The organism is Rhodococcoides kyotonense (assembly GCF_900188125.1).
Taxonomy (GTDB): Bacteria; Actinomycetota; Actinomycetes; order Mycobacteriales; family Mycobacteriaceae; genus Rhodococcoides; species Rhodococcoides kyotonense.
On sequence record NZ_FZOW01000006.1, the window covers coordinates 229982 to 244608 of the forward strand.

17 protein-coding genes are annotated in these 14627 nt (G+C 64.6%); 6 read left to right on the forward strand and 11 right to left on the reverse strand.

Annotated features, from left to right (window positions below):
• The first annotated feature begins 81 nt into the window (after positions 1 to 81).
• The 4 genes from CHB96_RS12485 to CHB96_RS12500 all read left to right on the forward strand — a co-directional run bounded on the left by CHB96_RS12485 (position 82) and on the right by CHB96_RS12500 (position 4355).
• Complete coding sequence (locus tag CHB96_RS12485; protein ID WP_176444265.1) at positions 82 to 945, forward strand: lytic transglycosylase domain-containing protein; 864 nt, start codon at positions 82 to 84, stop codon at positions 943 to 945.
• A gap of 9 nt (positions 946 to 954) precedes the next feature.
• A complete protein-coding gene (locus CHB96_RS12490; protein ID WP_089246539.1) occupies positions 955 to 2091 on the forward strand; it encodes an Mrp/NBP35 family ATP-binding protein in 1137 nt (378 codons plus the stop codon).
• Between the two features lie 147 nt (positions 2092 to 2238).
• Positions 2239 to 3609: an amino acid ABC transporter substrate-binding protein/permease gene (locus CHB96_RS12495; RefSeq protein WP_176444277.1), complete on the forward strand. Its 1371-nt coding sequence runs from the start codon at positions 2239 to 2241 to the stop codon at positions 3607 to 3609.
• Positions 3606 to 4355, forward strand: a complete 750-nt coding sequence (locus CHB96_RS12500; RefSeq protein ID WP_089246543.1) for an amino acid ABC transporter ATP-binding protein — start codon at positions 3606 to 3608, stop codon at positions 4353 to 4355. The genes CHB96_RS12495 and CHB96_RS12500 overlap by 4 nt, the downstream gene beginning before the upstream one ends.
• A gap of 70 nt (positions 4356 to 4425) precedes the next feature.
• Here the strand turns inward: CHB96_RS12500 and tatB are convergent, their stop codons facing one another.
• Genes tatB through sigE form a run of 4 tightly spaced genes read right to left on the reverse strand, consistent with a single transcriptional unit; the run spans position 4426 to position 7298 of the window.
• Complete coding sequence (gene tatB / locus CHB96_RS12505) at positions 4426 to 4824, reverse strand: Sec-independent protein translocase protein TatB (RefSeq protein WP_089246546.1); 399 nt, start codon at positions 4822 to 4824, stop codon at positions 4426 to 4428.
• Positions 4825 to 4841: 17 nt separating this feature from the next.
• The gene (locus CHB96_RS12510; RefSeq protein WP_089246548.1) at positions 4842 to 6308 is read right to left on the reverse strand and encodes a S1C family serine protease; all 1467 of its coding nucleotides are present in this window, start codon (positions 6306 to 6308) and stop codon (positions 4842 to 4844) included.
• Between the two features lie 11 nt (positions 6309 to 6319).
• Entirely contained in the window at positions 6320 to 6655 is a 336-nt protein-coding gene (locus CHB96_RS12515) for a hypothetical protein (RefSeq protein WP_245865545.1), read from the reverse strand.
• Positions 6656 to 6671: 16 nt separating this feature from the next.
• A complete protein-coding gene (gene sigE / locus CHB96_RS12520) occupies positions 6672 to 7298 on the reverse strand; it encodes an RNA polymerase sigma factor SigE (protein WP_371829010.1) in 627 nt (208 codons plus the stop codon).
• Positions 7299 to 7525: 227 nt separating this feature from the next.
• Between sigE and CHB96_RS12525 the strand changes: the two genes are divergently transcribed.
• Positions 7526 to 8158 (forward strand): O-methyltransferase, encoded by a 633-nt coding sequence (locus CHB96_RS12525; RefSeq protein WP_089246552.1) that lies wholly within the window; start codon positions 7526 to 7528, stop codon positions 8156 to 8158.
• Positions 8159 to 8259: 101 nt separating this feature from the next.
• Here CHB96_RS12525 and glgC read toward each other — a convergent pair whose 3' ends face one another.
• Positions 8260 to 9474: a glucose-1-phosphate adenylyltransferase gene (gene glgC, locus CHB96_RS12530; protein ID WP_089246554.1), complete on the reverse strand. Its 1215-nt coding sequence runs from the start codon at positions 9472 to 9474 to the stop codon at positions 8260 to 8262.
• 76 nt (positions 9475 to 9550) lie between these two features.
• On the opposite strand from glgC, the gene glgA reads away from it, so the two are divergent.
• Positions 9551 to 10726: a glycogen synthase gene (gene glgA / locus CHB96_RS12535; protein ID WP_176444266.1), complete on the forward strand. Its 1176-nt coding sequence runs from the start codon at positions 9551 to 9553 to the stop codon at positions 10724 to 10726.
• On the opposite strand, the gene CHB96_RS12540 is transcribed toward glgA, so the two are convergent.
• The 6 genes from CHB96_RS12540 to folP form a co-directional block, all read right to left on the reverse strand.
• Positions 10723 to 11553 carry a methyltransferase domain-containing protein gene (locus CHB96_RS12540; protein WP_089246558.1) on the reverse strand — a complete coding sequence of 277 codons (831 nt, stop codon included), beginning with the start codon at positions 11551 to 11553 and terminating at the stop codon, positions 10723 to 10725. The genes glgA and CHB96_RS12540 overlap by 4 nt on opposite strands.
• An 80-nt stretch (positions 11554 to 11633) precedes the next feature.
• Positions 11634 to 11801, reverse strand: coding sequence for a DUF3117 domain-containing protein (locus tag CHB96_RS12545; protein WP_068369835.1), 168 nt, complete (start codon positions 11799 to 11801; stop codon positions 11634 to 11636).
• Between the two features lie 98 nt (positions 11802 to 11899).
• On the reverse strand, positions 11900 to 12508 hold the full coding sequence (locus tag CHB96_RS12550) for a DNA-3-methyladenine glycosylase I (protein ID WP_089246560.1): 609 nt from the start codon (positions 12506 to 12508) through the stop codon (positions 11900 to 11902).
• Positions 12505 to 12798: a DivIVA domain-containing protein gene (locus CHB96_RS12555; protein ID WP_089246562.1), complete on the reverse strand. Its 294-nt coding sequence runs from the start codon at positions 12796 to 12798 to the stop codon at positions 12505 to 12507. Before CHB96_RS12555 ends, CHB96_RS12550 begins: the two co-directional genes overlap by 4 nt.
• A gap of 28 nt (positions 12799 to 12826) precedes the next feature.
• Positions 12827 to 13753, reverse strand: a complete 927-nt coding sequence (locus CHB96_RS12560; RefSeq protein WP_089246564.1) for a glucosyl-3-phosphoglycerate synthase — start codon at positions 13751 to 13753, stop codon at positions 12827 to 12829.
• The gene (folP, locus tag CHB96_RS12565) at positions 13750 to 14610 is read right to left on the reverse strand and encodes a dihydropteroate synthase (protein ID WP_089246566.1); all 861 of its coding nucleotides are present in this window, start codon (positions 14608 to 14610) and stop codon (positions 13750 to 13752) included. Before folP ends, CHB96_RS12560 begins: the two co-directional genes overlap by 4 nt.
• Between the last annotated feature and the right edge of the window lie 17 nt (positions 14611 to 14627).

Below are 14627 nucleotides of genomic sequence, written 5' to 3' on the forward strand. Positions count from 1 at the left end.
GAAACGTCTCGAATCATGTAGCCTCGACTCCGGTTCAGGTACGGAGGCCCAGAATTTTGGGCAATTTGGAGGTAGCGAGGCGTGGGACGTCACAGAAAAGCATCGAATTCCAAAGCTCGCCGGAATTCGGTGATTGCTCTGACAGGACTGGTCCCCGCCGGGCTCGTCACCGCCGCAACGTCGGCAGGAGCCACGGAACACATTCCGTTCATGACGTCGTCGTCCGTCGAGTCAGCCGAGCCGGTCGCCGAGACGCCTCAGCCGATCGCAGAGGAAACCGACGCACAGCCTGTCGCCCAGGCGGAGCAACCCGTCGCCCAGGAAGCGCCTGTTCCAGAGCCTGCACCCGCTGTCGCTCCGACACCCGAGTTGCCGACCAACCTCGCATCGAGCCCGATCGCGATCCCGACGGTCAACGTCTCGGCATACAAGAACGCCGAAGCGATTCTCGCGAAGGAACAGCCGGGATGCGGCATCAGCTGGACGATCATCGCCGGAATCGGTCGCGTCGAATCCACGCACGCCAACAACGGCAAGGCCGACGAACTCGGCGAGCTGCTCGAGCCGATCCTCGGACCGCGACTCGACGGATCACTGTCCGGTAACAACGTCATCGCGGACACCGACGGCGGCGCCCTCGACGGAGACCCGCACTACGACCGCGCAGTCGGCCCCATGCAGTTCCTGCCCGAAACATGGAACCGCTACCACGCCGACGGCAACGGCGACGGCATCTCCGATCCACAGAACCTGTACGACGCGGCCCTGGCCACCGGCAAGTACCTGTGCGACGGCGACCTGAACCTGCGCGATCTGGGACAGACCACCAAGGCGATCCTGCGCTACAACAACTCGATGGCCTACGTCGCCAACGTGCTCGCATGGTCGACGGGATACTCCACCGGAATCGTCCCCACGTCGGATCAGTTGCCACGCATTCATTAACATGGCCTGATGGCAGTACTGACGGAATCCGACGTTCGAGGCGCGCTCGCGAAAGTCATCGATCCGGAAATTCGCAAACCGATCACCGACCTCGGAATGGTCAAGGGCATCACGATCGGTGACGGAGGTGCCGTCGAGGTAGGCATCTATCTCACCACCGCAGGCTGCCCGATGAAGACCGAGATCAGCGACCGCGTCACCAAGGCCGTCGCGGACGTCGCCGGAGTCGGCACCATCAGCGTCGAGCTCGACGTCATGAACGACGAACAGCGCACCGAGCTCCGCAGATCTCTGCGTGGCGATTCGGCGGAACCGGTGATCCCGTTCGCGCAGCCGGGCTCGCTGACGCGGGTGTACGCGGTCGCGTCGGGCAAGGGTGGCGTCGGCAAGTCCTCGGTCACCGTGAATCTCGCTGCGTCGCTTGCGAAACGGGGGCTGTCGGTCGGAGTGCTCGACGCCGACATCTACGGCCACTCGGTGCCTCGCATGCTCGGCAACGACGCGAAGCCGACGCAGGTCGAGAAGATGATCATGCCGCCGCAGGCACACGACGTGAAGTTCATCTCGATCGCGCAGTTCACCTCGGGCAACACCCCCGTCGTCTGGCGCGGACCGATGTTGCACCGCGCGCTGCAGCAGTTCCTCGCCGACGTCTTCTGGGGCGATCTCGACGTGTTGCTCCTCGATCTGCCGCCCGGTACGGGCGATATCGCGATCTCCGTCGCGCAGCTCATCCCCGGCGCCGAGATTCTCGTCGTCACGACGCCGCAGCAGGCTGCCGCCGAGGTCGCCGAACGCGCGGGAGCCATTGCGCTGCAGACCCGTCAGAGGATCGCGGGCGTCGTCGAGAACATGTCGTGGCTCGAATTGCCCGACGGCACACGCATGGACATCTTCGGAACCGGCGGCGGACAGGACGTCTCGGATCGACTGACCAAGGCCGTCGGCGCCAAAGTGCCTCTGCTGGGCCAGATTCCACTCGACACGGCAGTGCGAGAGGGAGGTGACGCGGGAACTCCCATCGTTCTCGCAGCACCGGAGACGCCTGCGGCGCAGGCCTTGGAATCGGTCGCCAAGAAGCTCGCAGTCCGAGAGCGGGGCCTGGTCGGAATGTCCTTGGGCATCGACACGACGCGGCATCTGTGACTCGCCCGACAACCTGAGACTTGCCTGAGAGCCGCTCTTGGATGAAGAGTGGCACTCATGAAAATCCCGCACACGAGAGGCCGTGGCGTCGTCGCCACGGCCTTCGTCCTGTTCTCACTCCTGCTGGGATCGGTGCTCGCTCCCTCGATGGCATCTGCTCAACCGGCTCCCCCACCGGGCCAGAACTATCTGATCGCGACCGACGTCACGTTCGCACCGTTCGAGTTCCAGGACGAGAGCGGCAACCTCGTCGGCATCGACATGGACCTGTTGGCTGCCATCTCCGAGGATCAGGGCTTCTCCTACGACGTCAACGCCGTCGGTTTCGACGCAGCCTTGCAAGGCGTCACCGGTGGACAGTTCAACGGAATGATCGCAGGCATGTCCATCACGGACGCACGCAAGGCGACGTTCGACTTCTCGGACCCGTACTTCGAATCCGGTGTCCAGATGGGCGTTCTCGACAGCGACGACTCGGTGACGAGTTACGAGGACCTGCGTGGCAAGACCGTCGCCGTCAAGAACGGTACCGAAGGCGCGACGTTCGCCGAGTCCATCAAGGACCAGTACGGTTTCACGACACGGTATTTCGCCGATTCGTCGTCGATGTTCGACGAGGTCCGCACCGGTAACTCGGCCGCTGTGTTCGAGGACTACCCCGTTCTCGCCTACGGCATCAAGCAGGGCAACGGCTTCAAGACCGTGACCGAGAAGGAGCCCGGCGCCAGTTACGGATTCGCGGTCGCCAAGGGCCAGAACCAGGAACTGCTGCAGGAGTTCAACGCCGGTCTCGCCAACCTGAAGGCGAGTGGCCAGTACGACGAGATTCTCGACACCTACTTGAACTCCGACGCCAGCACCGACGACAACTCCATCATCGGCTTGATCAAGAGCACATGGAAACTGCTGCTCGAAGGCCTGTGGCTGACGGTTCTGCTCACCGTCATCTCCATCGCCATCGCTCTGGTTCTCGGTGCGATCTTCGGTCTGTTCCGCGTGTCGACGAACATCGTGTTGCGCGGCATCGGCACCACGTACGTCGACGTCTTCCGCGGCACTCCGCTTCTGGTGCAGGCGTTCTTCATCTACTTCGGTATCCCTGCCGCGCTGGACTTCCAGATGTCCGCGTTCACCGCAGGTGTCATCACTCTCTCGCTCAACGCGGGCGCGTACATGGCAGAGATCGTGCGCGGGGGCATCCTGTCCGTCGACAAGGGCCAGATGGAAGCATCGCGCAGTCTCGGCATCAGCTACCTGAAGTCGATGCGGAAAGTCGTGATGCCACAGGCGGTTCGCACGATGATTCCGTCGTACATCAATCAGTTCGTCATCACACTGAAGGACACGTCGATCCTGTCCGTCATCGGCCTCGCCGAGCTGACGCAAACCGGACGCATCATCATCGCCCGCAACTTCCAGTCGTTCAACATGTGGCTGATCATCGGCGTCATGTACTTCATCATCATCATGGCTCTCACCAAGCTGAGCAATCGCATCGAGAAGAGGATCAACAAATGACGGTCGACTCAGGGGCCGGCGTCAAGATCGCCGTCAAGGATCTTCACAAGGCGTTCGGCGACAACGAAGTACTCAAAGGCATCGACACCGACGTGACCGCCGGTGAAGTCGTCTGCGTGATCGGACCGTCGGGCTCGGGCAAGAGCACGTTCCTGCGCTGCCTCAACAAGCTCGAGGACATCACGTCGGGAACGGTCGTCGTCGACGGCTACGACCTCACCGACAAGAAGGTCGACCTCGACAAGGTCCGCCAGCACATCGGCATGGTGTTCCAGCACTTCAATCTCTTTCCGCACATGACAGCGCTCGAGAACGTCATGCTCGCGCCCGTCGAGACGAAGCGTCAGTCCAAGGCGGAGGCCAAGGAGACCGCACTGAAGCTGCTCGAACAGGTCGGCCTTTCCGAGCGCGCGCACTACCGGCCTGCGAGCTTGTCGGGTGGACAGAAGCAGCGCGTCGCGATCGCGCGTGCACTGGCGATGAGCCCGTCGATCATGCTGTTCGACGAGGCGACATCCGCATTGGACCCCGAGATGGTCGGCGAGGTGCTGCAGGTGCTGCGCGATCTCGCGAAGGGCGGCATGACGATGGTCGTCGTGACGCACGAGATGGGCTTCGCCCGCGAGGTGTCCGACCGCGTCATCTTCATGGCCGACGGCGTCATCGTCGAAGAAGGAACACCCGAGCAGATCTTCGGCAGCCCGCAACACTCACGGACTCAGGATTTCTTGAACAAGGTGCTGTGAACTCGATCGCTTGAATGGTTCATTCATACGATCTACCAGCATGAATGAACCATTCAAGCGGTGAAAATGCCTACGTGGCGTCCGCGTCGATCGGCGGCGTCTGGCCGGGCGGAAGCTTCTTCTCGAGCGACGGCGTGTTCGGGGCACCGTTCGAGCTGCCGTTCGGCTTCTTCGAGTCGAAGTTGCCGGTGAAGATGGAGTCGTCCCCGTCGAGCAGATGCTTGGTGATGACGGCACGCGGGGTCATCCCACGAAGCTGGTTGAGGTCGGCCAGCGGCTTGCGCAGGTCTTCGAAGTCCGTGCCCAGCTCGTCCTTGAGCTGCTGGCTTGCGCCGTTGGCGTAGTCCTTCACCTGGCGGAGGGACTTGGTGACCCAGCTGATGGCACCGGGCAGCCTGTCGGGACCGAGGATGACGAGTGCTGCTACCAGGAGAATGACGAGTTCTCCCCAGCCGATGTTGCCGAACACGCGCCCAGCTTACTTGTTCAGTCCGAAATCGGCGTGACGGTGACGTCGACCAGGCGACCCGACCGGATCAGCTGCACCGGCGTCGACTGCCCGATCTCCGTCGACTGCACGGCGACGACCAATTCGTCGGCGCTGGTGACGTTCCGATCACCGACCTTGGTGATGACGTCGCCCTCGACGATGCCCGCCTGCTGCGCAGGTCCACCGGACCGCACGTTGGCCACTTCGGCGCCGGACGTGGCGTCGTTGATGACCGAGCGTGCATTGACGCCGATGTCCGGATGCTTCATCTCGCCCGTTCTGATGAGCGATTGCGCGACCTCGGTGACGTCGTCGATCGGGATGGCGAATCCGAGCCCAACCGAGCCACCGCTTTCGCTACGGATCGCCGAGTTGATGCCGATGACACGGCCTTCGGCGTCGATCAGCGGTCCGCCCGAGTTACCGGGATTGATCGCGGCGTCGGTCTGGACGGCGTCGATGACCGCGTCGGTGTCGGTGCCCTCGCCGGACAGCCGGACCGGACGATCGAGCGCACTGACGATGCCGCGCGTGACGGTCTTGTTCAGGCCCAACGGCGAGCCGACGGCGACGACGTCCTCCCCCACCTGCACGTCGGCCGAATTTCCGAGTTCCGCGACGGTCAGGTTGCCGACGTCCGTCTTCAGCACCGCGAGATCGGTCTTGGTGTCGCGTCCGACGATCTGGGCCGGGACCTTGGTGCCGTCGGAGAAGGTGACCTGCAGCGTCGCACTGCCCGGGTTGGTGGCGGCCATCGAAATGACGTGATTGTTGGTGACGATGTACCCCGCGCCGTCGATGACGACGCCGGATCCGGTGCCCGCGTTGTCGCCGAGCGTGACCTGAATGGACACGACGGCGGGAAGCACCGCGTCGGCGACCTTGGCGACCTGCCCCTGCGGGAGGTCCTCGCCCGTCGACTGTGTGAGTTCGACTTTCTGGCTCGTCAGCGCACCCGTGACCTCGGCGGTCTCACGGCCGATCAGGCCGCCGACCAGACCGATTCCCAGCGCGACGAGACCGAGCACGACAAGAGCTTTGGGGGCGACGCGTTCGCCGAGCAACACCTCGCGCACACCGAGTTTCGGACCGGCCTGCACCTCGACGGGTTTCGGGGTCGCCTCGCCTGCGGCGCCGAGCCGGACGGCGGAATGCGGGTCACGCCACGGATCCTCGGGTTCGGGATCGGGTTCCACGACGGCCGTCGACGCACTCGGGTCACGCTGCAACGACGACGTCGCGTCGTCGGGACGTCCGAACGCCTCGGCGAGAACCGGGTCGGGGGTACGCACCGACATGTGGGGCGACGGTTCGGCGCGGCGCGCCAGCGGCATGAACGACCCGCTCACGTCGCGAGGGCGTCCGAACGCGGCAGCGGATGCACCATCGACCTCGGGCCGATGTACAGGCCGTGGTGGGAGCCGGGGCGCCTCGGGGTCCGTGTGCGTGCTCGAATCGGTCACGGTCGTCCAGGCTACCGACGACGGCGGCGAATGGAGACAACCGACGTGACGATTGCGCGCTTGCGGCGCTCGATCGCGTCCTTGGCCTCGGTCGGCTCGCACATCGGAATCTGACTGAGCAATCCCAGCAGCGAGTGCGGCATCGACATGTCCCCCGAGCCCTTCAGCGCATTGCGGGCCTGTTGCTGCGCGTCCACCTCGGCGGCGCATTCCTCGCACTCGGTGATGTGGTGCGCGGCGCGGAGGTACGCGCTCATCCGCAGTTCGCCGTCGACGAAGGCTGCGACTGCCTCGCTGGCCAGATGCTCGGTGGAGCTGAACCGCCGTGGCTTGCGGGCCTGCGTCATCCAACCCTCCTGATAGCTACTGGGCACTGGCGTGAGCCGAGTCGGCCTTCCCGTTCACTCGAAGGTACTCGCGTAGTGCCGCACGTCCTCGGTGGATCCGGCTTCGGACCGTTCCGAGCTTCACTCCCAGTGTTGCACCGATCTCTTCGTACGACAGTCCTTCGATGTCACACAGCACGATAGCGGCACGGAACTCGGGCGCAAGCGAGTCGAGCGCAGACTGCAGGTCGGGGTCGAGACGAGCGTCGTGGTAGATCTGCTCGGGATTGGGAACGTCCGACGGCACGCGGTCGTAGTCCTCGGGCAGCGCTTCCATACGGATGCGGTTGCGACGACGCACCATGTCCAGGAACAGGTTGGTCGTGATCCGGTGAAGCCATCCCTCGAAGGTGCCGGGCTGGTAGTTCGACAGCGATCGGAAGACTCGGATGAAGGTGTCCTGCGTCAGATCCTCGGCGTCCTGGGCGTTACCGGACAGCCGGTACGCCAGGCGGTAGACCCGGTCGCCGTGTTCACGCACCAACTCGTCCCACGACGGCATCGAGGATTCCTCGCCGGTGGCATCGAACGCAGCTGTTCCACCGACGTCTTCGGTGGTGTCGGGCAACCGAGTCGTGTCTCGGTCTCCGTTGATCTTGTAGATGGTCGGATCCTCCTGCTCAGGACCACTCCGGGGAGCTGTGGTCCTGCCGCGTACAACCCTCGGCGTCGTCACATTTGTTCCCGTTGTCGGTCTTCTCGATCAAGCGATCACGAGTAGCTTCTCCCACGCGCGTGTGGGAGTCGTGTGAATAACCTGAGGCGCCGCTGAGAAACCTCCGGAGCAGTGTCTTCCCGGCGATGCCACATATGTCGGGATAACCTCGATCCGTGCCGACAAACGCCGAGAAGCTTCTTGCCTATGCCGAGGATTCCGTTCAGGAGGACGAGGTGCTCGTCGCGGCTCGGGAAAAGGCCGAGGAGTTGGGCGCCGCGCCGGTGGCACCGTCCGTCGGAGCGATCCTGAGCATCTTCACCCAGATGCTGGGTGCGAAGACCGTCGTCGAGATCGGTACGGGCGCCGGGATCTCCGGCCTCTGGCTGCTCGACGGCATGCGTGAAGACGGCGTCCTGACGACCATCGACACCGAGCCCGAGCATCAGCGCGCAGCCAGGGAGGCCTTCCGCGCGGGCGGCATCGCGCCGTCACGGACGCGCTTGATCAACGGATGGGCTCTCGACGTGCTTCCGCGGCTCGCCGACGACGCATACGACGTCGTCTTCATCGACGCCAGTCCCGTCGACCATCTTCATTTCGTGCAGGAGAGCGTTCGACTGCTACGGCCCGGCGGAGTTCTCGTGCTGCACAACGCACTTCTCTCGGGGCGGGTGCCCGACGGCGCCCAGCGCGACGCGACGACCGTGGCCGTGCGGGCCGCGGCGCGAGCCATCGCCGAGGACGAGCGACTCACGACGGTGCTGCTCCCCCTCGGTGACGGCCTGATCTGCGCGTCGCGCTCGTGAGGCGCTCCGCGCACGTGCACGAAAATACATAGCGGCAGGAGTGGAGCCTGCGGAACGACCCGAAGGCACTATGTATTTTCGTGCACGTGCGCCGAAGGCGCCTAGATCCAGACGCCCTTACCGACGGACACGACGCCTCCCGCTGAGACGTTGAATCGTTCCTTGTCGCGTTCGATGTCGACGCCGATGATCTCGCCGTCGCCGACGACGACGTTCTTGTCCAGAATCGCCCGACGCACGACGGCGCCCTTGCCGATCTTGACGCCCGGCATCAGCACACTGCCTTCGACGGTCGCCCCGCTGTCGATCATGACGTTCGACGACAACACGGAGTTGCGGACGGTCGCGGCGGACAGGATGCATCCTGCGCCGACGACGGATTCCTGAGCGAGTCCACCCTGTACGAACTTGGCAGGAGGCAGATTCTCGGCAGCACCGCGGATGGGCCAGCGGCGGTTGTACAGGTTGAAGATCGGGTGCACGGACACCAGATCCATGTGCGCGTCGTAGAACGCGTCGATGGTTCCGACATCACGCCAGTACCCACGGTCACGTTCGGTGGCACCGGGGACGACGTTGTCGTTGAAGTCGTACACGGACGCGACTCCGGCTTCGACGAGCGCGGGGATGATGTCGCCGCCCATGTCGTGGTCGGAATCGGAGTTCTCCGAGTCGGCCTTGATGGCGTCGACGAGGACCTTTGTCGTGAAGACATAGTTGCCCATCGACGCGAACGTCATGTTCGGATCGTCCGGGGTGCCGGGTGGATGCGCCGGCTTCTCCAGGAACTGGGTGATCTTGCCGTTCGCGTCACTGTCGATACATCCGAACGCGAAGGCCTCGCTGCGCGGCACCCTGATGCCCGCTACAGTCACACCTGCACCGGACTCGATGTGCTGTTGCACCATCTGTTCCGGATCCATGCGGTAGACGTGGTCGGCGCCGAACACCACGATGTATTCGGGGTCTTCGTCGTAGACGAGATTCAGTGACTGGAAGATCGCGTCGGCGCTTCCCGTGTACCAGCGCGGACCGAGTCGCTGCTGGGCTGGCACCGGAGTGATGTACTCCCCCGCGAACCCGGACAGGCGCCAGGTCTGCGAGATGTGCCGGTCCAGCGAGTGAGACTTGTACTGGGTCAGCACGCAGAGCCGGAGGTAACCGGCGTTGACGAGATTGCTCAGAACGAAGTCGATCAGTCGATATGCGCCGCCGAACGGGACGGCCGGCTTGGCTCGATCGGCGGTCATCGGATAAAGACGCTTACCCTCACCGCCTGCAAGCACGATCCCTAGTACGTGCGGTTGTGTCCTCACATGGCCAACCTATCCGCACCAGATGAACCTTGCTAGCAGTACACGCGTTTCGTCGAAGGAATGTAGGTTACAGAGTGTGCGCGTGGCAATGATGACGAGGGAATTTCCGCCTGAGGTCTACGGCGGAGCTGGTGTCCATGTGACCGAGCTGTCGGCACAGTTGAAAGCCCTGTGCGAGGTGGACATCCACTGCATGGGCGCGCCTCGCGACACCGCGCAGGTGCACGATCCCGATCCGGCCCTCCGAGGCGCCAATGCCGCGTTGACGACATTGTCGGCCGAGCTGCGTATGGCCAACGCCGCTGCGGACGCCGACGTCGTGCATTCGCACACCTGGTACACCGGCCTCGCCGGGCACCTGGCGGCCGAATTGTACGGAGTGCCGCACATTTTGACGGCACATTCGTTGGAACCGCGACGACCGTGGAAGGCCGAACAGCTCGGCGGCGGCTACCGCATCTCGTCCTGGTCGGAGAAGAACGCCGTCGAATACGCGGACGCGGTCATCGCCGTCAGCGAGGGCATGGCGAAAGACGTGCTCGACGCGTATCCCCGCCTCGATCCCAGCCGAGTTCACGTGGTGCGCAACGGAATCGACACCGAGAACTGGCACCCCGGCCCGGCCGCCGACGCCGAGGACTCCGCACTGGCGGCCATCGGCGTCGACACGAGCAAGCCCATCGTCGCGTTCGTCGGGCGCATCACGCGGCAGAAGGGCGTCGGGCATCTCGTCGCCGCGGCGCATCACTTCGACCCCTCGATCCAACTCGTACTGTGCGCGGGCGCGCCCGACACACCCGAGATCGCAGCGGAAACCGAGCGAGCCGTCGAAAGACTTCAGGAGAGCCGGGAGGGCGTCTTCTGGGTCCGCGACATGCTGCCGACCGAGAAAATTCGCGAAATACTGTCGGCGGCAACAGTTTTCGTGTGTCCGTCGGTATACGAGCCGCTCGGCATCGTGAACCTCGAGGCCATGGCCACCGAAACCGCTGTCGTCGCGTCCGACGTCGGCGGCATTCCCGAGGTCGTGAACGACGGTGTCACCGGACGACTCGTGCACTACAACTCGTACGAACCCGAGGTCTTCGAACGATCTCTCGCGGCAACGGTGAATGAGGTCGCACTCGACCCCACGACCGCGACCGCGATGGGCAAGGCGGGCCGCGAGCGTGCCGTCGCCGAATTCTCGTGGGCGGCCATCGCGCAGCAGACGGTCGACGTCTACAACGCTGCACTGGCCAGACGCGGTTAGAGAGCCCGGTAGACCCCCACTGTCACGGACACCGTCACATCGACAGGTTCCGGCATCTCCGCGATCGACGCCCGCCTCGCCGCTTCGGTGGTGTGGCGGGCCGAAGGCCCCATCGCCACGAACGCATCCACGGCAGCGTGATCCAGCTGCAGCACGTACTCCACGGCACGACGATCCACCTGTTCGAATCTGCCCGCCAGCGAATCCCCGAGCCTGCGCGCCTTGTCCTCGTCGACGGCGATGAGGCCGACTGCCGTCGACAACTCGCGTTGATGCCGCGTCGTGGGCGTGACGACGACGAGCGAGCCCCCGGGGACGAGGACGCGTCGTAGTTCGGTGGCGTTGCGCGGCGAGAACACACAGGTGACGGCGTCGATCGAATTCTCCCGCACCGGCAGGCCCTGCCACACGTCGGCGACGATCGACCCGAGTCGCGGATGCGCACGAGCAACCCGTCGTGCCGCGGCTTTCGAGACATCGACTCCGATCCCGCGGGAGCCGTCGTTGGCGTCGAGAACCGCAGCGAGATAGTGCCCGGTCCCCGCGCCCACTTCCACCACCGTTCCGACCGACCCGACTGCCTCGGTGACCGCAGACGCGATCGGGTCGAAATGGCCGGCGTCGAGGAAATCCGCCCGTGCAGCGATCATCTCGGCGGAATCGCCGGTGATCTTTCCTGCCCCGCCGGACTGCAGGCTGACATATCCCTGGCGAGCGACGTCGAACGTGTGCCCACGGTCGCACAGCAGCGACTTGTCCTCGTCGCCGAAGTCGAGATCGGACCCGCACAGCGGGCAGATCACAAGGTCCATCACGTCAGCAAGCATGGAATCTCCCGTACACCCGACACCACAAAGCCCCGCCTGCCTGATCGGCGAGCGGGGCTTGCGCAGAACAAGACGAGCAGTTAACCGGTGACGCCCTTCAACTCTTCACCCAGTGCTGCCGCCTCGTCGGGGGTCAGTTCGACGACGAGACGCCCACCACCTTCGAGGGGCACCCTCATCACGATCCCTCGTCCTTCTTTGGTTGCTTCGAGGGGACCGTCCCCGGTCCGGGGCTTCATCGCCGCCATCCTCTGCTCCCTCCACATCTGCGCCACACTGCATGCGCGTCGGCCGATAAAGATGTTCCCGCCTCTGGGCGGAAAAGGTTCTTGCTTCCCATTCTTCCCTATCGAGGCCCATACCGGGAACTGGAGTCGGTATTCAGGGGCTTCACGAGGCAGCCGGACAGGTGATCGTCCACCATTCCGGTGGCCTGCATCAACGCGTAGGCCGTGGTCGGACCGAAGAATCGGAGGCCGCGACGCTTGAGTTCCTTTGCCATGGCCGTCGACTCGGGCGTCACCGCTGGAACGTCTGACACGTCGTCGAGCCGCTTCGCGCGAGGTTCGGGCGCGAACGACCACAGCAGCGTGTCCAGGTCGGTTCCGTCCAGATCCAGCACGACCCGTGCATTGCCGACGGCAGCGACGATCTTCGCCCGGTTACGCACGATCGACGCATCGGCCATCAAGCGTCCGACGTCGGCGTCGTCGAACGACGCGACTTTCTCCGGATCGAAGTCGGCGAACGCCGAGCGGAAGGCGTCGCGCTTGCGCAGGATCGTGATCCACGACAGCCCGGACTGGAACGCTTCGAGGCACAGTCGCTCGTACAGGGCGTTCGTGCCGTGCACCGGCCTGCCCCACTCGTGGTCGTGATACTCCCGGTACAGCGGGTCGACGCCTGCGCCCCACGGGCACCGGAGCTTTCCGTCCGGCCCGGCGATCGCCGTCATTTCTCTGCAGGTTCGTCTGTTGCCAGCCGCGCGCGCAGCTGGTCGATCTCCTTGCCCAATCTGTCCAGCGCCCAGTCGACCTCGCTCGGCTTGTAGCCGCGCAAGGTCTGCTGGAACCTCAGGGCGCGGACGTCGTCGCCGGTGACGTCCTCCGCGGGCAGCACCGTCGCCGTCGTGCCTTCCGGAAGTGGTTCGAGTTCCTCACCGCGTCCGAAGACAGCACTGGCCACGAAGAACAACAGTGCTGCAATGACGGCAATGATGACGACGTACAGCAGAAGCGTCAGCATTGCTCGATGTTCTCACAGCCTGTTTCGGTCACAGTGTGTTGATGGCAGGCCTGTCCGTCAGCGACACCTCGGTGGAGAACGGAACGAACGAGTCGCCTTCCGCACGGAACTGCATCAGCCCGGCGCCGGAGTCGACCATGCCGCAGCGGCCGAGCATCGTTCCGACGATCTGCCTGCTCATCGCGCCGAGCTCGACGAGTGGGCGGTTGCGGTGTTTGCGCACACCGAGATTGACCTGGCCGATCGCGTTCAGGCCCAGACGGTCGTATGTGTCGAGCAGGAGGCCGATCTCGACGCCGTAGCCCGGTGCGAACGGCACGGCCGACAGCAGCTCGCGGGTCCCTGCGTACTCCCCGCCGAGCGGCTGGATGACACCCGTCAGTTCCGGGCGCAGCGCGGCCAACAGCGGGCGTGCGACGAGTTCGGTGACGCGACCGCCTCCGTTGGCGTCCTCGGTGCCGCTCGTGCGCAGTGGACGTCGGTAGTACCCCTTCACGAGGTGGATTCCGTCGCCCATCAGGAGCGGCCCGAGCAGCTTGGGCACGAATGCCGGATCGGGGTTGATGAGGTCGGAGTCGACGAACGCGATGAGGTCACCCGTCGATGCGGCGACCGAACGCCACAGAACCTCGCCCTTTCCGCGAACCGGGTCCAGCCCCGGGATCGCTTCTTCACGGCTGATGACGCGGGCTCCCGCGGCCGTCGCGCGTTCCGCGGTGGCGTCGGTGGACCCGGAGTCGAGGACGATCAGCTCGTCCACCAGGCCGCCGAGCAACGGATGGATCGTGTCGACGACGGCGGCTACCGTCTCCTCCTCGTTCAACGCAGGAAGAACCACGGACACCGTGCGGCCCCCCTTGGCCGCTTCGAGTTCCGCCAGGGACCACGAGGGCTCGTCCCAGCTGTTGGTCTCGGCCCACGACGACGTCACGGACGTCGGTTCGGCAAGGGTCATGCGAGCCCCCTGACCGTGCGCGCCGGGACTCTCGTTCCCTGGATCGCCGCCACCATGTCGACGACTCTTCTGGTCGACGCAACCTCGTGCACCCGGAACATTCGGGCGCCGCCTGCTGCGGCCAATGCTGTCGCTGCCAAAGTTCCCTCCAACCGGTCGGCGAGCTCTACACCTAGAGTCTCCCCGATAAAATCCTTGTTGCTCAGCGCCATGAGCACTGGCCACCCGGTGTTTACAAGAACGTCCAATCGACGCAACAACTCGAGCCCGTGGAAGGTGTTTTTGCCGAAATCGTGGGTCGGATCGATCAGAATCGAGTCCTTCGCGACACCCGCCGCGACGGCTTTCTCGGCCGCCGCCGTGACTTCTGCGACGACACCTGCGACCACATCGGTGTAGTGAACCCGGTGCGGACGGGTTCGCGGCTCGGCTCCGCCGGTGTGCGAACACACGATCCCGACGCCTTCCGACGCGGCGACCCCGACGAGGTCCGGATCGGCCCCCGCCCAGGTGTCGTTGATCATGTCGGCGCCAGCGGCACAGGCGAGCCGAGCGACCTCGCTTCGCCAGGTGTCGACACTGATGAGCAGATCCGGATACTCGCCGCGGATCGCCTCGACGAACGGTACGACGCGCTTGATCTCCTCGGCCGCGTCGACGAGAGCGCCCGGCCCTGCTTTGACCCCGCCGATGTCGATCATGTCGGCACCCTCGGCGACGGCCCGATGTACCGACGCCATGGCTGCATCGTCGGTGAAGTTGGCACCCTGGTCGTAGAACGAGTCGGGGGTGCGGTTGACGATCGCCATCACGAGCGCACGATCGTCGGCCACCGGCTTGCCGCAGAGTGTGGTCATGAGACCAAGTTTGGCAC